Genomic DNA, 21748 nt, shown 5'->3' on the forward strand with positions numbered 1-21748 from the left:
GTCGTCCGGGGCCCACTCGTATGCGATGTGCGGATCAGGCGTTGTCCGCCAGGACCTGCTCGGCGTCCAGGGTGGCGCCGACGGCCTGCAGGACCGCCGCGATCTTGAACGCTTCCTGGATCGTCTCGCGCGAGACGCCCGCCTTGCGGAGGACCTGCTCGTGCGAGTCGAGGCACAGGCCGCAGCCGTTGATGGCCGAGACGGCCAGCGACCACAGCTCGAAGTCGACCTTCTCCACGCCCGGGTTGCCGATGACGTTCATCCGCAGACCCGCGCGCAGGTTGCCGTACTCCGGGTCCGACAGCAGGTGCCGGGTGCGGTAGTAGACGTTGTTCATCGCCATGATGGCGGCGGCCGACTTGGCGGCCGTGTACGCCTCGGGCGACAGGTTGGCCTTGGCCACCGGCTCCAGCTCGCGGAGCACGATCGGCGAGCGGGTCGCGATCGCGCAGGAGAGGACGGTGCCCCACAGCTGCTGCTGCGGCAGGTCGGAGTTGCCGATGACCGAGCCGAGGTTCAGCTTCAGGTCCTTGGCGTAGTCCGGTACTGCGGACTTCAGCTCATCGAGCGCCATGAGAGATCAGCTCACTCGCCGGAGAGGAGCTTGACGGCGTCGAGCGTCTCCTCGCCCTTGGTCCAGTTGCAGGGGCACAGCTCGTCCGTCTGCAGGGCGTCGAGGACCCGCAGGACCTCCTTGGGGTTACGGCCGACGGAGCCGGCGGTCACCATGACGAACTGGATCTCGTTGTTCGGGTCCACGATGAAGACGGCGCGCTGGGCGTAGCCGTCCTCGCCCTCGACGCCGCAGGCCTGCATCAGCTCGTGCTTGGCGTCGGCCAGCATCGGGAAGGGCAGGTCGCGCAGGTCCTTGTGGTCCTTGCGCCAGGCGTGGTGGACGAACTCGGAGTCGCCGGAGACGCCGAGGATCTGGGCGTCACGGTCGGCGAACTCGTCGTTCAGCTGGCCGAACGCGGCGATCTCGGTCGGGCAGACGAAGGTGAAGTCCTTGGGCCAGAAGAAGACGACCTTCCACTTGCCCTCGTGGGTCTTGTTGTCGATCTGCGCGAAAGCCTTGTCCGCGTCGAGGTCCACACAAGCGGTCAGGTCGAACTCGGGGAACTTGTCACCAACAGTGAGCACGCGCTCTCCTTGCAGCGAGCAGGAAGCTCCGTGACAGGAGTTTCCTTCGGGGTTGGACATGAGCAACCCTGCCACAGGAGTCATTGATAACGGAAATAGCTAGACTGGGTGATGTTGATCGGAGGTGCCTATCAAATGTCATCCGCACCGGCAGTAGCCACCAGCCCGGGGGGCAGCCGTCCCCGCCAGCCCAGCCTCGCCCAGCTGCGGGCCTTCGTCGCCGTCGCGGAGCACCTGCACTTCCGTGACGCCGCCACCGCTCTCGGGATGAGCCAGCCCGCGCTCTCGGGCGCCGTCTCCGCGCTGGAGGACATCCTCGACGTCCAGCTCCTCGAGCGTACGACGAGAAAGGTGCTGCTCAGTCCCGCGGGGGAGCGGCTGGCCGCCCGGGCCCGCACGGTCCTCGACGCCGTCGCCGCCCTGATGGAGGAGGCCGACGCCGCCCGCGCGCCCTTCACCGGCGTCCTGCGCCTCGGGGTGATCCCGACCGTCGCGCCCTACCTCCTGCCCACGGTCCTGCGCCTGGTCCACGACTGCTACCCCGACCTCGATCTGCAGGTCCACGAGGAGCAGACGTCCTCGCTGCTCGACGGGCTCACCCAGGGCCGGCTGGACCTGCTGCTGCTCGCCGTGCCGCTCGGCGCGCCCGGCGTCACCGAAATCCCCCTCTTCGACGAGGACTTCGTCCTGGTCACCCCGCGGGACCACTGGCTGGCCGAGCGTGGCGACATCCCGCGCGAGGCCCTGCGCGAGCTGGAGCTGCTCCTCCTCGACGAGGGCCACTGCCTGCGCGACCAGGCGCTGGACATCTGCCGCGAGGCCGGCCGGACGACCGGCGCGGCGGTGACCACCAGCGCGGCGGGCCTGTCCACGCTCGTCCAGCTGGTCGGCGGCGGCATGGGCGTCACCCTGCTGCCGCGCACGGCCCTGCGTGTCGAGACCGAGCGCAACGAACAGCTCGCCACCGGGCACTTCGCCGACCCGGTGCCCTCGCGCAGGATCGCCCTGGCGATGCGCACCGGGGCGGCGCGGCAGGGGGAGTTCGAGCAGTTCGCGGCGGCGCTGCGGACCGCGATGCGGAAGCTGCCCGTCCGGATCGTGAGCGGGTGACCGCCCGAACGGGCCTCGGCGGATGACCGGGGGCGGCCGGCCCGTACGTCGCGGTCGCCCGCCCCCGGTCGCCCGCGCCCGTCACTCCGTCCGCATGCTCTCCGGCCGTGTCAGGCGCCACAGGGTGGGCAGCGCCAGCAGCGTCACCGCGACGATCACGGCCGCACCGGCGCCGACCAGCGGGACGAAGGCGGACCAGTCCCGTACCGGCTCGCCGACCAGCGCCAGCATCAGCCGGCCCAGCCCGAGGCCGCCCGCCGTCGCCAGGGCGAGCCCCAGGACGACGGGGATCGCCGTCTGCCACAGCACCGACCAGGCGAGCGTCGACCGGTTCGTCCCGCAGGCGACCAGCACGGACAGCGCCCGCCTCCGCCCGCGCAGCTGCTCCACCGTGGCGACGAGGAGGCTCAGCCCGACGAGGACGAGGACACCGACCCCACCGGTCGTCAGCCCCTCCTCGACGGCCGCGAAGTGGTCCTCCTTCACGACGCCGCCCCTGCGCCACACCCGCATGCCGGGGTCGATGGCTGCGGCGGTGTTGCGGAACCGCTCGATGGCGTCGTCGCGGTCGGCGGGGTCGACCCGCGCCAGCACGGTGGTGCGCGCGTCCGGGATCGCCCGGGCGTCGATGGCCGACGGCGTGGCCAGGATGCCGTACGTGTCCTCCCCGGCGGGGGCGGTGCGGGTCTCCACGACGCGCGCGGTGCGCGGCACCGTCCACCGGTAGGCGGGCACGCCCTGGGCCTTCGCCTCCTCGAAGCCGTCCATCACCAGCTCGGTGCCGGGCGGGAACCACTTGGCCGTGTTCACGTCGCCGCCCTTCTCCTGCGCCACGAACACGTCGCCGTCGCGGCAGGAGTCCAGCTTCGCCAGGCGGCTCAGGGTCGCGCAGCCGGCGACGTGCACCGTGGTGACCTTGCGCCCCGGGCCCTTGCCGCTTTCGGCGTACTGCTCGACGAAGGCCACGGCGTCGCGGACGCCCGGCGTGGCCCGGAATGCCTCGGTGTGCGCACGGAGTTCGTCCGGTGTGCCCGGGCGGTACTGGGCCTGCAGCTGGGAATGGCTCGCGACCGTCCCCGGCGGCCCCTCGTAGCCGCCCCGCATGCCGGAGACCATCATCTGCACGGCGACGGCCCCGGCCACCGCCACGGTGATGCCGGCGACCGCCCGCGCGGCCGGGCCGCTGTTCGCCTGCAGCCGCCGCGTGGCCAGCTGCCAGGCCGGAGGCCCGCCCCGCAGCCGGGCCACGCACACCTGGACCAGCCACGGCAGGAGCGTGGCGATGCCGGTGAGCAGCAGCGCGGCACCGGCGGCCGCCAGGACCGTCTGCCCGGAGCCGGCGAAGGCGGGGCCGAAGACCAGGGCGCCGCGCGTCTGCAGCACGCCGGGCGCCAGCAGGGCCAGGCCCGCGGCCGGGATCAGCAGCCGCCACCACAGTCGCCGGCGCCGTACCGGGGCCTCGCGGACGGCCCCCAGCGGTTCGGCCGCGACGCCGCGCAGCGCGAACAGCGTCACGGCGACGGCCAGGGCGGGCACGGCGACGGCGATCAGCGCGGCCAGGACGGGGGCCGGGGTGACGTCCGCGGGGAAGACGCCGACGTCGCGGATCACGACGTGCGGGGCGAAGCCGCGGACGAAGAGGAAGATCCCCGCCCCGGCCAGCAGGCCGAGCAGGGCGCCGCACAGCGCCTCGCCGGCCGCGATCCGCCGCGTGGACGCGATGCCGGCGCCGACGAGCCGCAGCGCCGCGAGCCGGCGCTCGCGCCCCTCGCCGCCGAAGCGGACGGCCGTGCCGATGAGGACCGCGACCGGCAGCAGCAGCACGACGCACACCATGGCCGCCAGGACGACGATGCGCGGATCCACGGGCCCGTCCTGGCTGCTGCCGAAGCCGTCGATGCGGACGACGCCGCCGCCCTGCGTGATCCGGTCGCTGCCCAGGTAGAAGAAGAGCTCGTCGGGGCCTATGAGCCCCGCGTCGCCGATGGTGCCCACGGTCCGGTGACGGAACCGCTCGCTCAGCAGCTTGCCCTCGTCGGAGGCGAGGAGCCGGCCGAGGGCGGGGGAGACGACCATCTCGCCGGGGCCGGGGAGCGCGGCCACGCCGGGCGGCACCGGCGCCCCGGGACCCTCGGGGCGCAGGATCGCGCCGTCGACCAGCCGGTCGCGGAAGTCCGTGGCGGCGTGCTGGTAGAGGAGCGTTCCCGCGCCCTTGCGCGGCTGGTCGTCCGGCGGGATGTCCGCCCCCGCCGGGAACACGCTGCGGGACGTGGTGCGCTGGTCGCGCGCGTCCAGCAGCTGCGGCACGGACGCGGCGATCGCCAGGACGGCCACGCCCAGGCCTACGGCCAGTGCGGTGAGGGCGGCGCGCACCAGGCCCTCGCGGCCGCCGGTCGCGGTGAAGCGCGCGCCCATGAGCAGGTCGCGGAGCCAGGCGGCGGGGCCGGACGGCCCGGCGGGCCGGTCCGCCGGGCCGTGGCCGGGGCGCGGGGCCCTGCCCTCGCGCCCGCTGCCGTCGCTACGCGTGCCGTCGTTGCCTGCGCCGTTGTTGCCTGTGCTGTCGTTGCCTGTGCCGTCGTTGTGTGCGGTCACTACAGCCTCGCCCCCGCCATGTCGCGCGCCCGTCCGTCGCGTACGACGACCTCGCGGTCGGAGTACGCGGCGACGCGCGCCTCGTGGGTGACCAGGACGACGGCGGCGCGGGTGTCGCGGGCGGCCTCGGTCAGCAGTTCCATGACGCGCTCGCCGTTGAGGGAGTCCAGCGCGCCCGTCGGTTCGTCCGCGAAGATCACGCGCGGGGTCGTGACCAGGGCGCGCGCGACCGCGACGCGCTGACCCTGGCCGCCGGAGACCTCCCCGGGCCGCTTGCCGCGCACGCCGGCGACCTCCAGCCGCTCCAGCCACCGCATGGCCTGCTGCTCGGCCTCCTTGCGCCGCACGCCGCCCAGCCGCAGCGGCAGCGCCACGTTCTCCACGCACGTCAGCTCCGGGACGAGCTGCCCGAACTGGAACACGAAGCCGAACTCGCCGCGCCGCAGGGCGCTGCGCTCGGCGTCGGAGAGCTCCGAGAGCTTCCGCGCGCCGTAGCGGACGCTGCCGGCGTCCGGGCGAATGATTCCGGCCAGGCAGTGCAGCAGGGTCGACTTGCCGGAACCCGAGGGGCCCATGACGGCGACGATCTCGCCCGGGTGGACGGAGAAGTCCGCGCCGTCCAGTGCGGTCGTCGGCCCGTAGGCCTTGCGCAGGCCGGTCGCGGCGAGCAGGGAGCCCGACGGCGCCGGCGTCATGAGCGCACCGCCGTGGCGAGCTGGTCGAGCCGGGCGGCGGTCATTTCCAGCCAGCGCAGGTCGGCTTCCAGGTGGAAGAGGGCATGGTCGCAGATCAGCTGGTCGGCGAGATCGCCGCCGGTCTTGCGCCGGGTGAGCTCACGCATCAGCCGCAGGTGCTCGGCGCGCTGGGCGTCCAGCAGGCCGTCGGCGTCCCGGCCGGTCAGCAGGGCGACGACGACCTTGGTGTAGAGGACGGACTGGAGGTAGGGCTCGGGCTTCTCGGGCTGGGCGAGCCAGTGCGCCACGTCCGTGACGCCCGCGTCGGTGATCGCGTAGCGCTTGCGCTCGGGGCCGTCGCCCTGCTCGACCCCGTCCACCTCCACCAGGCCGTTCTTCAGCAGCCGCGACATGGTCGCGTAGACCTGCCCGTAGTGGAGCGGGCGGTCGTGGCCGAAGCGGGCGTCGAAGGCGCGCTTGAGGTCGTAGCCGTGGCGCGGTCCGGACTCCAGGAGCGCGAGCAGGGTGTGTCCGATTGACATGCGAGGGACTGTACATCGCGTGTATACACATGATGTATAGGTGGCTGAAAATCGCCCATGAATGACCGGTGAATGGCCGGTGGGCGGCCCCTGCGCTCGACGCCCGCCGGCCCCGACAACCCGCCCCGCGCCCGCCGTTCAGGCCGCCGTTCGGGCCGCCGTCAGGGCTGCCGGATCGGATCCGGAATCGGAGCCCTGTACGGTTTCCCGCACTGCGCCGCGCCCGGTTCCCGCCAGCCGGGGTGCTGTATGTCACGTGCCCCAAAGCCTTGATCAATGGGCGTTTGGTGACAGTTGCGGTGTTAGCTTCATGAGCTGGGTTGGGGGCGGAAAGACTGGAGCTACGGGAGAGATGGGCCGAGCGGAAGCGCGACGGGCGCAGAAAAGCACCCGCACAGCAAAGGGCAAGAAGAAGCCCAAGAAGTCCGGCATACGCCGCTTCTTCACCTGGAAGAAGCTGCTCGCCTACTTCGTGGTGCTCATCGCTCTCGGGGCGGGGGCCTGCGTGGCGCTCTACCTCTATGTGGACATCCCCAAGGGCAACAGTCAGGCCAAGCTGCAGAGCAACGTCTTCAAGGACGCCGACGGCAAGATCATCGCCCGCAGCGGTGACGTCAACCGTCAAGAGGTCGATCTCAACAAGATCCCGATCGACGTGCAGCACGCCGTCGTCGCCGCCGAGAACAAGAACTTCTACACGGACCCCGGCGTCGACATCGCGGGCACCGCGCGCGGCATCCTCAACACCGTGATGGGTCGCGGCAAGCAGGGCGGCTCCACCATCACCCAGCAGTACGTCAAGAACTACTACCTGGACCAGCGCCAGACCGTCACCCGCAAGGTGAAGGAACTGGTCATCTCCCTCAAGGTGCAGAAGGAGACGTCCAAGGACGAGATCCTCGCGGGCTACCTGAACACCAGCTTCTACGGCCGCGGCGCCTACGGCATCCAGGCCGCCTCCCGCGCGTACTACAACAAGGACGTCGACAAGCTCAGCCTTGAGGAAGGCGCCTACCTCGCCGCGCTGCTGCAGGCCCCCAGCCAGTACGACTGGACGGTGGCCACCCCCGCGGGCAAGGAGAACGCCAAGGCTCGCTGGAACTACGTCCTGGACAAGATGGTCGAGCAGAAGTGGCTCGACAAGGACAAGCGCGCCACCATGCAGTTCAAGGAGCCCGGCAAGCCGCCGGCCGCCAAGGGCCTCACCGGCCAGAACGGCTATCTGATCGAGGCCGCCAAGGCCGAGATGCGCAAGAAGCTGGTCAAGGACGGCCGTCCCGAGAGCGACCTCGACGCCGGTGGCTGGACGATCACCCTCAGCGTCGACAACAAGAAGCAGAAGGCCCTGGAGAAGGCCGTCAAGGACAAGCTCCTCGACGACCTCGACCCCAAGGCCCGCGCGGTCGACAAGAACGTCCAGGTCGGCGCCGCCTCCGTCGATCCCAAGACCGGCAAGGTCGTCGCCCTCTACGGCGGCACCGACGCCCTCCAGCACTGGACGAACAACGCCACCCGCGAGGACTACCAGGTCGCCTCGACCTTCAAGCCGCTGATCTTCGCCTCGGCGCTGGAGAACAAGTCCACCACCCAGGACAAGGTGCGCATCAACGCCGGCACGCTGTACGACTCGACCTCCGAGCGTCCCGTCACCGGCACGAGCGAGCACTTCGCCCCGGAGAACGAGGACGGCTACTCGCACGGCCTGATCCCCGTGCAGAAGGCCATGAACGACTCGGTCAACTCCGTCTTCGCGCAGATGGCCATCGACGTCGGCCTGGAGGACGTCAAGAAGACCGCCGTCGACATGGGCATGAACGGCAAGGTCCGCGACTTCGTGGAGAAGCCCGCCATGTCGCTGGGCTCCATGGGCAACAGCCCGCTGCACATGGCCGGCGTCTACGCGACCCTCGCCCACCACGGCAAGAAGGTCACGCCCTCGATCATCAAGTCGGCCTCCCAGAACGGCAAGGAGCTCTCGCTCGACAACCCGATCGGCGGCGACGCCATCTCGCGGAACACCGCCGACGGCGTCACCACCGTCCTCAAGGGCGTGGTCGACGACGGTACGGCCTCCGTCGTGCAGAGCGTCGGCCGCCAGGTCGCGGGCAAGACCGGCACCTCCGACGACAACAAGTCCGCCTGGTTCACCGGCTACACCCCCGACCTGGTCACCGCGATCGGCCTGTTCGGCGAGGGCGAGGGCGGCAAGCAGGTCACCCTCAAGGGCACCGGCGGCAACGGCCGCGTCAACGGTGGTACGTACCCGGCCAGGATCTGGGCGGCCTACACAGCCAACGCGCTCCAGGGTTCGGACGCCGAGGAGTTCGACCTCGAGACGAACATGAGCACGACGGTCCCGGCGATTCCCGGCCCGCCCGCCTCGGCCACCCCCTCGGCGCCCGCCTCGCACAGCCCGTCGCCGTCGCCCTCGCGGCCCTCGCAGTCGCCGTCGCCTTCGGCCTCGCGGCCCCCGTCCCGCGAGCCGTCGTCGCCGCCCCCGTCCTCGCGGCCGCCGGTCCCGCCGGTCACCCCGAGCAGCAAGCCGCCGAGCCTCCCGCCGTCCACCGGCGGCGGCGGGCTCCAGCCCAACGGCAGCCGCGCACCGATCCGCGACTGAGGAACCGTCAGCCCCGCGCCCCGGCCGCTCACCCTCTGTGTAGGGTGAGCGGCCGGGGTTTCTGGTACCTCGGTACCTGAGTTGTCCGGGGGGACTCGAAGCATGGCCGTGCTGGAACCGCTGCGGGAGACGACGCCGCCGCGGATCGGACCCTACGAGCTCCTCGCCCGGCTCGGCTCCGGCGGCATGGGCGAGGTCCACCTCGCCCGCGGCCCCGAGGGCACCGTCGCCCTCAAGACCGTCCGCGCCGCCCTCGCCGGCGAACCCGGCTTCCGCGCCCGGTTCCGGCGCGAGATCGCCGTCGCCCGCTCCGTCGACAGCCCCCACGTCGCCCGGCTGACCGGCGGCGACGCCGACGCCGACCCGCCGTGGCTCGCCACCGAGTACGTGCCCGGCCCCACGCTCGCCGAAGCCGTACGCCTCGCCGGGCCCCTCCCCGCCGCGACTGTCCAGGCCCTGGGCGCCCACCTCGTACGGGCCCTCCACGCCGTCCACGCCGCGCCCGCGCTCCACCGCGACCTCAAGCCCGGCAACGTCCTGCTGGCCGCCGACGGCCCCCGCCTCATCGACTTCGGCGTCGCCCGCGCCCCCGACGCCACGACGCTGACCGGCACCGGGCTGATGGTCGGCACGCCCGGCTTCATGTCCCCGGAGCACCTGGCCGGCGGCCGGCACGTCGTCGCCGCCTCCGACGTCTTCTGCCTCGCCTCCGTGCTGTGTTACGCCGCGACCGGCGAGAACCCCTTCGGCGACGGGCCGCTCGCCGCGGTCCTCCACCGCGTCTCGCAGGCGAAGACGGACCTGTCGTCCGTACCCGAGCCCCTGCGGGACGTCCTTGCGGACTGCCTGCACGTGGATCCGGCGGCCCGCCCGGGGACGCAGGCCCTGATGGAACGCTTCGGCGCCCCGCACACGGGCGATTTCGACTGGCCGGCCCCGGTACGGGAACGGATCGCCCGGGGCCGCTCGGAAGCGGAGTCCGCTGCGCGGAGCGCCGCGACGTCGGCGAGGCCGTCCGGGCCGGGGGCTTCGGCGCCGGCTTCTTTCGGCCGCGACGGCGCTCAGCTCGCTGCGAGCGGTTCGGCGGTGCCGGGCGGGCCTGAGGGCGGTGCGGCACCGCCGGTTGGCGCCGTTGGGGTTGAGCGCCGCGGCGACGGGAGTGGGGTGGCGGGACCTGCGGGTCCGGCGGGCGCGGCGGAGTGGCCGGGGGCTCCGGCGGACCCGTCGGCTGTGCCGGCAACCGGCTTCCGCCGCGACGGCGCTCAGCTCGCTGCGAGCGGTTCGGCGGTGCCGGGCGGGTCTGAGGGCGGTGCGGCACCGCCGGTTGGCGCCGTTGGGGTTGAGCGCCGCGGCGGCGGGGGTGAGGTGGCGGGCTCTGCTGGGTTGGAGGCTTCGGCGACCTCCATCCGCCGCGACGGTGATCAGCCCGCTGCGAGCGGTTCGGCGGTGCCGGGCGGGCCTGAGGGGCGTACGCCGCCGCCGGTCGCCGCTGTGGCGGCGTACGTGCATGACCTGCCGACCATGGGCGCGCCGCAGCCCGCGCAGGGCGCCGCCGCGCACCCCGCGCCGGGCCGGACGGCCGCCCCGCCGCGGGGTCGTTCCCCCCTCACGCTCGGGCTCGCCGCGCTCGCGGCGTTCGTCGTCGGGGCTGCAGGCGTGTTCGGCGTCTACCAGTTCACCCGTTCCGGCGGCGACGACGACCGTGCCGGGGCGGAGGCCGCCGCGAACGGCAAGCCCGGAGGCGCGGGCCGTCAGGAGGGGACCGACGGTGTCGACGAAGACGGTGGCCCCGACCGTGCGGGCGTCGTTCCCGGACAGGCCACCGCCCGCCCCGCCGGCTGGCACGCGTGGTCCGGCCGCCTGTCCAAGGGCCCCCTCGGCTGCGCGGCCGACAGCACGGCCGTCGTCTGCCAGCTCGTGGACGGCTCCTACGAGGCCGTCGGCGCCAAGGACGGCAAGCAGCTGTGGCGCTACGACCCGGTGGCGGGCTGGGAGACCGGTACCTCCGCCTCGGTCAGCCCGACCGGCCTGTTCATCGTCCCCGGCGGCGGCCTGCCTCCCGCGCTGCACGCCGGAACGGCCGTCCTCGCGGCCGCGGACCGGATCCAGGCCCGGGACGTCGCGAGCGGCAAGGTCCGCTGGGAGAAACGATTCGGCGCCGCGCCCGGCACGATGAGCTTCAAGGGCAAGCCCCTCGTCGTGGACGGCCGCGCCTTCGTGGGCGTCTCCACCACCGGCCAGGGCTACGACCTGCTCGCCTACGACCTCTCCGACGGCCGTGAACTGTGGCGCAAGCGCCTCGCCAGCGCCCAGCTCGCCCGCGCCTTCCGGCAGGACTTCGCGCCGGTCGCCGCCAAGGACGGCGTCGTCTACGCCCGCTCCGAGCGCGGCGTGAGCGCCTACGACGCCGCCACCGGCGCCGAACGCGGCGAGACCGAGCCCTTCGGGCGCGGCTGCGGGGAGATCCTCGTCCAGGGCGGCTCGGTGCTGTGCGGCGAGCACACCGGCAACCGCGACGGCAGTCGCCTGACGCTGCACAGGCTCGACGCCCGGAGCCTCGCCGCAGGCGAGGACGTGCCGATGGCGGACGGCACCGCCCGTCGCGACCTGCACATCACGGCCGCGAACGACAAGGTCGTCGTGGGCCTGGACGACAGCGCCTCGCGCGTGGTCGTCGTCGACCGCACCGGCCGCACGCCCGAGCTGGTCCGCACGGTCCCGAAGTCCGACGCCCCGTTCCCCCGGACCCTGGCGTCGGCGCCGCTGATCGTCGGCGACCGGCTGCTGTGGGCCACCAACACCGCCCTCGTCCAGGCGCCGCTGGACGCCGGGCAGGGACGGGCGATCCCCGTGGAGGGCGCTCCCGGCGACCGCCCGGAGCCCGAGTACGACAAGAAGAACGGCATCGACATCGCCAAGTCCGTACGGCCCCCCATCGCCCTCCCGGTCGGCGGCGTCGTGCACATCGTCTACGACCAGGGCGCCGTCCGCTCGGTCGAGCTGCCGCACTAGGGGAACACGTGCCGGAACCACTCACCGGGCCGCCGCGCACCGCCGGCCCGTACCGTCTGCTGGGTACGCTCGGTTCGGGCGGCATGGGCGAGGTCTACCTCGCGCGCCGCACAGGCACAGGCCCGGCGGACGCCGGACTCGTCGCGGTCAAGACGGTCCGTCAGGACCTCGACCTGACGCCCGAGTTCCGGACCCGCTTCCGCCGGGAGATCGACTCCGCGCGGGCCGTCCGCAGCCCCTACGCGGCCGCTCTCGTGGACGGCGACGCCGAGGCCGCCCTGCCCTGGCTCGCCACCGAGTACGTGGCGGGCCCCTCGCTGGCGGAGGCGGTCGCCCGTACGGGGCCGCTGCCCGCCGAGGCGGTGCGCGCCCTGGGCGCCGGTCTCGCGCAGGCCCTGGCGGACGTGCACGCCGCCCGCGTCCTGCACCGCGACCTCAAGCCCGGTAACGTCCTCCTCTCGGCCGACGGGCCCCGGCTCATCGACTTCGGCATCGCCCAGGCCTTCGACGCCACCGCCCTGACCACGACGGGCCTCGTCGTCGGCACGCCGGGCTTCATGGCGCCCGAGCACCTGGAGGGCAGCGGCGCGGTGGTCGCCGCGACCGACGTCTTCTGCCTCGGCGCCGTGCTCTGCTTCGCCGCGACGGGCCGCGGCCCGTTCGACGACGACGAGCTCGCCGCCGTCGTCTACCGCATCTCGCGCGCCGACGCCGACCCGGCCACGCTCGCGGCCCTCCCGGACGGTCTGCGCGAGACCGTCACCGACTGCCTCGCCCTGGACCCGGCCGACCGCCCCACCCCGCAGGACCTGATGGCGCGGCTGGCCGGCCCGCCGTGTGCCTGGCCGGACGGGGTGCGGGCCCTGCTCGCCGAGCACGAGGAGGCCGCCCGCCGGTGCGAGGCCGCCGCGGGCGCGCCCGTACCCGCCGCACCCCGGCGGCCCGCCCACCCGCCGGTCGTCCCGCACGTCCCCACCCAGCTGGGCCACGCATCCGGCATGCCCGTGCCCCTGCCCCTGCCGTCCGCCCCGCGCCGCTCGCGCCGTAAGGCCGTGCTCGCGGGCGCCGGGGCCTTCCTGGCGGCCGCGGCGATCGGCGCGGCCGTGGCCGTCCCGCAGTTCACCGGGGGGACGGACGGCAAGGACTCCGGCGACTCCGGCGCGAAGGCCGTCTCCGCCGCCTCCCCGGGGGCCGAGAGCGCACGCGTGGTCCTGCCGTACGGCAACAGCGATCACAGCGGCGAGTTCGGCCGGGCCGCGCGGGACCGGTCCACCCGGCCTGCCGGGTGGTCGCCGTGGAACGCCAAGCTGCCCGGGGGTGCGGGCGCCTGTGTCCTCGCCGGGGAGACCCTGGTGTGCGGCGGGCGGCAAGGCGGCGCGACGGCACTGAACGCCGCTACGGGCAAGCAGCTGTGGACCGTACCCGCTCACGAAGGCACGACACAGTCCGCGCTGCCCGCTCCCGCCGTCGACGACGGCACCGTCTACCTTCCCCAGCCCGACGGCATCGCCGCCGTCGACCTCGGCAGCGGACGCGAGAAGTGGTCCGTGAAGGCGCCGTCGGACCACTTCCTCAACGCCATGGAGCTCTCCGGGGGCGTCCTCTACGCCGTCTGGTTCCGCCAGGGCGAGGAGATCGGCTCCCTCATCACGGCCCACCGAGCCGACGCCGGCCACCGGCAGCTGTGGCAGACGACGGCGGGGGACCTCGGCGGCACCCTGCTCGTGCACGACGGCAGGCTCTACCTTTCGTCGACCACCACCACGTACGCCTTCGACATCCGCGACGGCCATGAGGCGGCCCGCCGGCCCGGCGTCATGTGCGGCTTCGCGCTCGCCTACAAGGACGCGCTGCTGTGCGCCCTGAACGGTGACCACGGCGTGAAGGTCCTGGACGCGCGCACCCTGGAGCCGCGGCGTGTCATCGCCCCGGAGGTCACGGTGTCCGCCCCGCCTGCCGTCGGCGAGCGCGGCGTCCTGCTCGTCCAGGGAGACCGGTCGCTCTCGGCTCACGACCCGGCCTCCGGCGAGGCGCTGTGGGACGAGGCGTACGACAGGGGCAGCAGGCCGCTGCTCACCGGAGACAAGGCGCTGATCGTCACGGATGACGGGGTCTACGCCCGCGGGCTCGCCCGCGGCTCGGAGCAGGGAGTCCGGAAGCGGTACCTCGGTCAGCCCTCGTACTCCGAGCGCGCGGGCGTGCCTCACACGCTGGTCGTGGGCGGCACGGTCTTCCTGTCCTACGGGGAGGGCACCGTCCTCTCCGGCTACGCCCCGTAGGGGAGACCGCTCAGCCGCCGTTGACCTTGGTCGCGATGCGGTCGCCGACCTCCTTGTCGACATTGCGCCAGTACTGCAGGGCGCGGTCCAGGACGGGCCTGCTGACGCCGTTGCTCAGGTGGCCGGCCACGTTGGAGACGAGGCGGTCGCGGGCGGCGTCGTCGAGGACCGTGCGGACCATCGTGCCCGCCTGGCCGAAGTCGTCGTCCTCGCGGTGCAGCTTGTACGCCTCGCGGACCATCTCGCCCGCCGCCTGCCAGCCCGCGATGTCCCCGAAGCGCCCGGTGTCGGCGGCGGGGCCGCCGTACGAATTGGGCGCGTAGGGGCGGGCCACGCGGTTGGGCTCGAAGCGCATGGGGCCGTCCTTGGCGTAGGAGCGGACGTCCGAGCGGGGGCGGTTGGGCGGCAGCTGGGCGTAGTTCGGGCCGATGCGGTACCGGTGGGTGTCCGGGTAGGAGAAGAGCCGGCCCAGCAGCATCTTGTCGGGCGACGGGCCGACGCCCGGCACGAGGTTCGACGGCTCGAAGGCGGCCTGCTCGATGTGGACGAAGAAGTCGTCGGGGTTGCGGTCGAGCGTCATCCGGCCGACCTCGATCAGCGGGTAGTCGCCGTGCGGCCACACCTTGGTGAGGTCGAAGGGGTTGAAGCGGTAGTCCGGGGCGTCGTCGAACGGCATCACCTGGACGTACATCGTCCACGACGGGGCGTTGCCGCCCTTGATCGCGTCGAAGAGGTCGCGCCGGTGGAAGTCGGTGTCCTCGCTCGCCATCCGGTCGGCTTCCGCCTGCGTGAAGAACTCGATGCCCTGGTCGGTCTTGATGTGGTACTTGATCCAGAATTTCTCGCCGCCCCGGTTGACCCACATGTAGGTGTGCGAGCCGTAGCCGTTCATGTGCCGCCAGGTGCGCGGGACGCCGCGGTCGCCCATCAGCCACGTGACCATGTGGGCGGACTCGGGCGACAGGGTCCAGAAGTCCCACTGCATGTCGTTGTCGCGCAGGCCGTTGTCGGCGCGGCGCTTCTGGGAGCGGATGAAGTCCTGGAACTTGATCGGGTCACGGACGAAGAAGACCGGGGTGTTGTTGCCGACCAGGTCGTAGTTGCCGTGGTCCGTGTAGAACTTCAGGGCGAAGCCGCGCGGGTCGCGCCAGGTGTCGGGGCTCCCCTGCTCGCCCGCGACCGTCGAGAAGCGGGCCAGCATCTGCGTGTTGCGACCGGGCTGGAAGAGATCCGCCTTCGTGAACCGGCTGACGTCGTTGGTCACGCGGAAGGTGCCGTACGCGCCGCCGCCCTTGGCGTGGACCACGCGCTCGGGGACCCGTTCCCGGTTGAACTGGGCCATCTTCTCGATCAGGTAGTGGTCCTGGAGCAGGATGGGCCCGGAATCGCCGATGGTGAGCGAGTGCTCGTCGCTCTCGACGGGGATTCCGGCGTTGTTCGTGGTGTACGGGTTCTGCTGCGCCGAGCCGGTCATGGGACGCCTCCCGGTACGGGGTGGTGAGGGCGCGCGGGCAGTGCCGCCCTCCACCTCGCCAGTGAACTCCGCCGACGCCGTGTCGGCAACGGGAGTCTGGACTCTGTCCAGAACTTCACTGCGTACGGGTGAATCCGTGTTCGACGGGGCCCGGCGCGGCTCTCACGGCTCTCCCGGCTCTCCCGGCTCTCACCGGGCGTGGGACGGCAGCGCCAGCTCGAACCACACCACCTTCCCCGTGCTCAGCCGGGTCGCCCCCCACCGCCTGGCCAGCCGGTTGACCAGGTACAGGCCGCGGCCGCCCTCGTCCGAGGGCCGGGCCTGGCGCAGCCGCGGCAGCTGCGGCACGTCGTCGCCCACCTCGCAGCGCAGCACGTCCGTACGCAGCAGGCGCAGCGTGATCGGCCGCTCGGCGTACCGCACGGCGTTGGTGATCACCTCGCTGACCAGCAGCTCCACGGAGTCCGTGAGCTCCTCCAGGCCCCAGCGGGTCAGGGCGCGACGGGCCAGCCGGCGCGCCTGACGGGCCGTCTGCGGGCGCGGGTCGAGGAACCAGTAGGCCACGTCGCTGGGCGCGATGCCCTCGAAGCGGGCGGCGAGCAGGGCGATGCCGTCGTCCCGGTCGCCCGGGCCGAGCATGCCGAGCACCTCGTCGCACAGGGGCTCCAGCGGCGGCGGGTTCGGGCCGGTCAGCCGGGCGGTCTCGATCAGCCGCTCGCGCAGCTGCTCTATGCCCGTCCAGACGTCCCTGATCCGCGACTCCACCAGGCCGTCGGTGTACAGCAGCAGCGTCGCCCCGGCGGGCGCGTCCAGCTCCACCGCCTCGAAGTCGACCCCGCCCACGCCGATCGGCGCGCCCGGCGGGACGCGCAGGACCTCCGCGCGGCCGCCGCGGTGCAGCAGTATGGGCGGCGGGTGGCCCGCGTTGGCGATCACGATGCGGTGCGCGACCGGGTCGTACACCGCGTACATGCACGTGGCCATGCGGTCCGAGCCGAGGCGCTGGGCCTGCTCGTCCAGGTGGTGCAGCACCTCGGCCGGGGGCAGGTCCAGGCCCGCCAGGGTCTGCGCGGTCGTGCGCAGCTGGCCCATGATCGCGGCGGAGGTCATGGAGTGGCCCATGACGTCGCCCACGACGAGGGCGACGCGGTTGCCCGGCAGCGGGATCGCGTCGTACCAGTCGCCGCCGACGCGGGCGGTCTCGGCGGCCGGCAGGTAGCGGCTGGCGAGGCGGACGCCGGTCGGCTGGGGGAGGGAGTCGGGCAGCATCGTGCGCTGCAGCTCGTCCGCGATGTACACCTCGCGGCCGTAGAGCACGGCCTTGTCCACGCCCAGGGCGGTGTGCGTCGCCAGCTGCGCGGCCACCAGGAGGTCGTCGTTCTCGAACGCGGCCCGGTCCGGGCGGCGGACGAACACCGCGGCGCCGATCACCCGGCGCCGCCCCCGCAGCGGCGCCAGGATCGTGCGGTGCCGGTCCGGGACCGGCCGCTCGTCGCCCAGCAGCTCGGGAAGGGCCGCCCGCGCGGCGGAGGAGTCCCCGAAGACCGGTCTGACACCCCGCAGCACCTCCGCGAGCGGCCCCCCTATGCGCACCTCGCAGCGCTCGGCGGCGCAGCCGGCGAGATCCGGGACGGGCTCGGGGCGCTCGGCCGGCGGGTCCGCGGCGTCGCCCTCGCCCAGCCCGCGTACGTGCTCGGGCAGCTGGTCGGTGCGGCGCAGCCGCAGCACGACGGGGCCCACGGGCCGCTCGTCGCCGACCGGCAGCGGGTCGCGCAGGTAGACGAGGATGGCGTCGGCGAACGTCGGGACGGTGGCCCGGCACAGGCCGAGCACGATCTCGTCGAGGTCGATGCCGCGGGCGATCCGGCGCGTGGCGGCGCCCACGAAGCGCAGACGCTCGCCGCCGGCGGGGAGCCCGCCGGCCGGGCCGGCGCCCTCCGGCACGGCCGGGGCCGGGTGGTTGCCGGGCTCGGCGGGCGGGTGGCCGGTGGTGCCGGCGGCGGTCGCGGCGGCGCTCTCCGGCCGCGGAGACGGGCTGTCCGCGGCGCCCGCCGGAGCGCCTGCGCCTGCGGGGCGCCCGGCGCCGGGGGCTGCGGACTCCCGGGCATCGTTGTCAGAGGTGGCGGCGGCCGGAGCGCGCTCGGCCGTCCCGGCAGCCAGCGCGGCGGAGGCCGCACCGGCGGCACGGGCCTTGGCGGCCCGTGATCCGGTGGCCCGGGTGCCCGCGGCGCGCGGCCCGTCGGCGCCGGGGCCGTCGGCGGGGGCTGCGGTGGTTCCGGGGGCGTCGGCCCGGGACCCGGAGGTCCGGGAGCCGGTGACCCCGAGACCGTCGGTCGGGGCTCCGGTGGTCCGGGACCGGGTGGTCCGGGACGCGCCTGCCCCGGAGGCTGTCGCCCCCGAGCCGGTCGTCCCGGATTCGTCGGTCCGGGGGCCGCCGGTCCGGGACCCGGAGGCCGGGGAGCCGGTGCCCCCGAGGCCGTCGGTCTGGGGCCCGCTGGTCCGGGGGCCGGTGGTCCCGGGGCCGTCGGCCGGGGCTCCGGTGGCCCGGGACGCGCCTGCCCCGGAGCCGGTCGCCCCGGAGCCGGTCGTCCCGGGCTCGTCGGCCCGGGTCCCCCCGGTTCGGGACGTGGAGGTCCGGGAGCCGGTGGTCCGGGAACCCCGGGAGCCGCCGCCCCGGCTGCCGGCGGGACGGGAGCCCGTCGTGGCCGGTGCGGGCGTCCCCGGCGTCGTGGTCGCGGGGGATTCCGGCGCACCGGTCGCGGGGAGATCGCCCGGTTCCGGGTGGGAGCTCGTGCGCGTCCGGGCGCGGGAAGGGTCGGCCCCGGCCGGGCGCGTGCCCGCGTGCGAGTCGTCGCGGCGCTGGGACGGCACGCCCTGTGCGCCCGGCCCGTCCGCGGCGCCGGGCAGGGCCGTGCCCGGATTCGGCCGGCCCGCCTCCTCCGGCTCGGGGGCCGGCCGTGGACGACCCGGTTCCGGATCCGGGGCAGAGGCAGCGGCGGGCGCGGCGGCCTGCCGCACCGCGGCGATCCGCTGGCTTCCGTGGGAGTCGGTGTGCTCCGTCACGCGTGGGGTTCCATCCGTCGGGGCCGTGCGCCCGCTCGCGCGGGTGCACCGTGGGTCAGGCGCGTCGCAGATTGAGGAAGAGCTGGATCTCGGGTGGTACGTCCGTACTCGCCGGGGCGTACGCCAGCGAGTTCTCCCCGGCGACTTCGAAACCCGCTTCGCGCACGACCTGGCGCAGTTCGTCCCGCAGGTATCCGGATACCCGGATCGTGTTGCCCAGGAACGGGATCGCGTAGTCGTCCACGTCGGCCTCGACCATCGACAGGGCGAGCAACCCGCCGGGTCTCAGCAGCCCGTGGAGCATCCGCAGGGCGTGCGGGATCTCCGTGCGGGGCAGCATCAGCAGCGAGAAGAACGCGGTGACGCCGTCGAAGACGCCCAGCCGGCCGTCCCGCAGGTCCGCCAGGTCCGCCAGGTGGAAGCCGGCCCCGGGGACGTTCTCCCGGGCCAGCTCCAGCATGCCGGCGGAGAGGTCGACGCCCACGACGCGATGCCCCGCGTCGGCCAGTTGCAGGGCGGTGGGCAGGCCGGTGCCGCAGCCGACGTCGAGGACGCGGGAGCCGGGCGGCAGGGCGGCCGCGAGCCAGGCGGCCGCGCCGAGCTGGCCCTCCTTGTGCGGGAAGGCCTCGTCGTAGCGGCGGCCTATCGCGTCGAACGCCTCGGCCTGACCGCTGCGGTCCAGCCCCGAACGGGCGTAGCCGTCGTAGTCCCGCTGGTTCTCGTCACCGCTCACGGCGCCCGCCCTCTCTGTGACCTATTTCCGTGAACAAGCGTCACATGCCGTGCTCTGCTCGTGCCGTGCTGCTGTGCAGTATCGCGGAGGCCGATCCTACGGTTGCCCGGCGGGCCGACGCCAAGCGGTTGGCCGGCTTCTGTCAGGCCTCATGCCCGGATCCGGGCCGGGAAACGGTCCCAGTCGTCCGGAAGGGCCGGTACGGGCCACGCCGGATCCGGCCGCCAGGCCTCCCAGCCGGAGGCGAACGGCGCGCCCCAGGACTCGATCCGCTCGACCGCGGCCCGCCCTGCGGCCCGCACCCGCTCGGCCTGCCCCGCGGACATCAGGCCCGCCTGCTGCGCCTGCGCGAACTCGTCCTCGTCCTTCCACTGCCAGCTGCGGTCCGGATAGACGGCGATGTCGAGGAAGTGGTCCTCGGAGTCCACGCCGCCCGCCCAGCGGGTCAGCGGCTCCTCAAGGTTCACGTACCAGTTCTTGAACCGCCAGTCGCGGTCCCAGAACAGCCAGACCGACCACGGCTCGCCGGACCGGGCGAGCTTCAGCACGCCGGTGCCGGACCACGGGGAGACGCCCGTGGTGCGGGGCTTGGTGTAGCGGGTGGCGAGCGGCTCCTGGTGGACGGGGGTGCCGTCGGCGAGCAGCGGGCGCACACAGGCCGTGCCCGGTGCGACCCAGACCGCGAGCAGGTCGGCGGTGTCCTGCACGACGGTGACGGGGCGGCAGATGTGGACGCGGTCGCTGGCATTGCCCCGGTAGCGCCAGAGGATCCGGTCCCCCGGCGCCCAGGAGGGCGTGCCGGCCGTGTTCGTGGAGTCCGCCTTGCCCGTGTCCTTGCCCGTGTCCGTGTCCGTGCCCGCGTCCGCTGTCATGCGGAGATCCTAGGCGCGGGGGGCGGATGTGCGCCGTGATGTGTGACGCACGGAGCCGGTTACCGGCGGGCGGAGGAACAGAAGGGGGGCCGCACGCCCCCGCCCACCGGATCGGAGCGGACCGGAGCGGACCGGAGCGGATCGAGCCGGATCGGCCCGGCCCGGCACCGGCCCCTAAGGGCGCGTCATGCGCAGCACGTCGAGCGCCTCGTCCAGCTGCTCCAGCGTCAGCAGCCCCCGCTCGACATAGCCCGATGCGAGGACGACCTCGCGGATCGTCTTCCGCTCCGCGAGCGACTTCTTGGCCACCTTCGCCGCCTCCTCGTACCCGATGTAGCGGTTGAGGGGCGTGACGACCGACGGGGAGGACTCGGCGTACTCGCGGGCCCGTTCCACGTTGGCCGTGATGCCGTCGACCGTGCGGTCGGCCAGCAGCCGGGAGGCGTTGGCGAGCAGCCGCACCGACTCCAGGACGTTCTTCGCCATCACCGGGAGCATCACGTTGAGCTCGAAGTTCCCGGCGGCGCCCGCGGCCGCGACCGTCGCGTCGTTCCCGGTGACCTGGGCGGCCACCATCAGGACGGCCTCGCAGATGACCGGGTTGACCTTGCCCGGCATGATCGAGGAGCCCGGCTGCAGGTCCGGCAGACTGATCTCGGCCAGACCGGCCCGCGGGCCCGAGCCCATCCAGCGCAGGTCGTTCGCGATCTTGGTGAGGCCGACGGCGACGGTGCGCAGCTGGCCGCTGGTCTCCACCAGGCCGTCGCGCGCGCCCTGCGCCTCGAAGTGGTCGCGGGCCTCCGTCAGCGGCAGCCCCGTGGCGCGGGCGACCTCGGCGATGACGGCGGCGGAGAACCCGGGCGGGGTGTTGATGCCCGTGCCCACGGCCGTGCCGCCCAGGGGGAGTTCGGCCAGGCGCGGCAGCGAGGACCGCAGCCGCTCGACGCCGTAGCGGATCTGCGCCGCGTACCCGCCGAACTCCTGGCCGAGCGTCACCGGGGTGGCGTCCATCAGGTGCGTACGCCCGGACTTGACGACCTCGGCGAACTCCTCGGCCTTGCGCTCCAGGGACTCCGCGAGGTGCCCGAGCGCGGGGACCAGGTCGCGGGTGACGGCGGCCGTCGCCGCGATGTGGATGCTGGACGGGAAGACGTCGTTGGAGCTCTGCGACGCGTTCACATGGTCGTTGGGGTGCACGGGGCGGCCCAGCCGCTCGCTCGCCAGGGTGGCGATGACCTCGTTCGCGTTCATGTTGGAGGACGTGCCGGAGCCCGTCTGGAAGACGTCCACGGGGAAGTGGCCGTCCCAGCGGCCCTCGGCGACCTCGGCGGCCGCGGCCTCGATCGCCTCCGCGACGTCCTTGTCCACCACGCCCAGCTCGGCGTTGACCTTGGCCGCGGCGGCCTTGATCCGGGCCAGCGCCTCGATGTGCGACCGCTCCAGCCGCTGCCCGCTGATGGGGAAGTTCTCCACCGCGCGCTGGGTCTGCGCCCGCCACTTGGCCTCCGCCGGGACCCGGACCTCGCCCATCGAGTCGTGCTCGATCCGGTACTGCTCACCATCGGTCATCGTCACTACCTCCTGACACACCAAGCGTTTGTCCGGTTCACGGTGTTCCCAAAAAGCACTACCGCCTAGTA

14 protein-coding genes are annotated in these 21748 nt (G+C 73.6%); 4 read left to right on the forward strand and 10 right to left on the reverse strand.

Annotated features, from left to right (window positions below):
- Positions 1–34 precede the first annotated feature (34 nt).
- Both IE241_RS19095 and IE241_RS19100 read right to left on the reverse strand, forming a co-directional pair.
- The gene (locus IE241_RS19095; protein ID WP_190023003.1) at positions 35–574 is read right to left on the reverse strand and encodes an alkyl hydroperoxide reductase; all 540 of its coding nucleotides are present in this window, start codon (positions 572–574) and stop codon (positions 35–37) included.
- Positions 575–585: 11 nt separating this feature from the next.
- Complete coding sequence (locus tag IE241_RS19100; RefSeq protein WP_190023004.1) at positions 586–1140, reverse strand: peroxiredoxin; 555 nt, start codon at positions 1138–1140, stop codon at positions 586–588.
- A gap of 135 nt (positions 1141–1275) precedes the next feature.
- Between IE241_RS19100 and IE241_RS19105 the strand changes: the two genes are divergently transcribed.
- Positions 1276–2250: a LysR substrate-binding domain-containing protein gene (locus IE241_RS19105; protein ID WP_190023005.1), complete on the forward strand. Its 975-nt coding sequence runs from the start codon at positions 1276–1278 to the stop codon at positions 2248–2250.
- 81 nt (positions 2251–2331) lie between these two features.
- On the opposite strand, the gene IE241_RS19110 is transcribed toward IE241_RS19105, so the two are convergent.
- The 3 genes from IE241_RS19110 to IE241_RS19120 are packed head-to-tail and all read right to left on the reverse strand — an operon-like array spanning position 2332 to position 6058.
- The gene (locus IE241_RS19110; protein ID WP_308433720.1) at positions 2332–4842 is read right to left on the reverse strand and encodes an FtsX-like permease family protein; all 2511 of its coding nucleotides are present in this window, start codon (positions 4840–4842) and stop codon (positions 2332–2334) included.
- Positions 4842–5537 carry an ABC transporter ATP-binding protein gene (locus tag IE241_RS19115; protein WP_190023006.1) on the reverse strand — a complete coding sequence of 232 codons (696 nt, stop codon included), beginning with the start codon at positions 5535–5537 and terminating at the stop codon, positions 4842–4844. The genes IE241_RS19110 and IE241_RS19115 overlap by 1 nt, the downstream gene beginning before the upstream one ends.
- Complete coding sequence (locus IE241_RS19120) at positions 5534–6058, reverse strand: PadR family transcriptional regulator (protein WP_190023007.1); 525 nt, start codon at positions 6056–6058, stop codon at positions 5534–5536. Before IE241_RS19120 ends, IE241_RS19115 begins: the two co-directional genes overlap by 4 nt.
- Positions 6059–6410: 352 nt before the next feature.
- Here IE241_RS19120 and IE241_RS19125 point away from each other — a divergent pair, with 352 nt between their 5' ends.
- The 3 genes from IE241_RS19125 (at position 6411) to IE241_RS19135 (ending at position 13966) form a co-directional block, all read left to right on the forward strand.
- Positions 6411–8675 (forward strand): transglycosylase domain-containing protein, encoded by a 2265-nt coding sequence (locus IE241_RS19125; protein ID WP_190023008.1) that lies wholly within the window; start codon positions 6411–6413, stop codon positions 8673–8675.
- A gap of 102 nt (positions 8676–8777) precedes the next feature.
- A complete protein-coding gene (locus IE241_RS34650; protein WP_190023009.1) occupies positions 8778–11687 on the forward strand; it encodes a serine/threonine-protein kinase in 2910 nt (969 codons plus the stop codon).
- An 8-nt stretch (positions 11688–11695) separates the two neighbouring features.
- Entirely contained in the window at positions 11696–13966 is a 2271-nt protein-coding gene (locus IE241_RS19135; protein ID WP_190023010.1) for a serine/threonine-protein kinase, read from the forward strand.
- A 10-nt stretch (positions 13967–13976) separates the two neighbouring features.
- On the opposite strand, the gene IE241_RS19140 is transcribed toward IE241_RS19135, so the two are convergent.
- From IE241_RS19140 to IE241_RS19160, 5 genes are all read right to left on the reverse strand, one after another.
- Positions 13977–15440 (reverse strand): catalase, encoded by a 1464-nt coding sequence (locus IE241_RS19140; protein WP_190023011.1) that lies wholly within the window; start codon positions 15438–15440, stop codon positions 13977–13979.
- 189 nt (positions 15441–15629) lie between these two features.
- The gene (locus IE241_RS19145; RefSeq protein ID WP_229899542.1) at positions 15630–17600 is read right to left on the reverse strand and encodes an ATP-binding SpoIIE family protein phosphatase; all 1971 of its coding nucleotides are present in this window, start codon (positions 17598–17600) and stop codon (positions 15630–15632) included.
- 958 nt (positions 17601–18558) lie between these two features.
- A complete protein-coding gene (locus IE241_RS19150) occupies positions 18559–19236 on the reverse strand; it encodes a class I SAM-dependent DNA methyltransferase (RefSeq protein ID WP_190023012.1) in 678 nt (225 codons plus the stop codon).
- Positions 19237–19385: 149 nt separating this feature from the next.
- Positions 19386–20108: a cytidylyl-2-hydroxypropylphosphonate hydrolase gene (gene fomD, locus IE241_RS19155; protein WP_190023013.1), complete on the reverse strand. Its 723-nt coding sequence runs from the start codon at positions 20106–20108 to the stop codon at positions 19386–19388.
- A 174-nt stretch (positions 20109–20282) separates the two neighbouring features.
- Entirely contained in the window at positions 20283–21677 is a 1395-nt protein-coding gene (locus tag IE241_RS19160) for a class II fumarate hydratase (protein WP_190023014.1), read from the reverse strand.
- Positions 21678–21748 lie beyond the last annotated feature (71 nt).

It is taken from the genome of Streptomyces hiroshimensis, assembly GCF_014650335.1.
Lineage (GTDB): Bacteria > Actinomycetota > Actinomycetes > Streptomycetales > Streptomycetaceae > Streptomyces > Streptomyces hiroshimensis.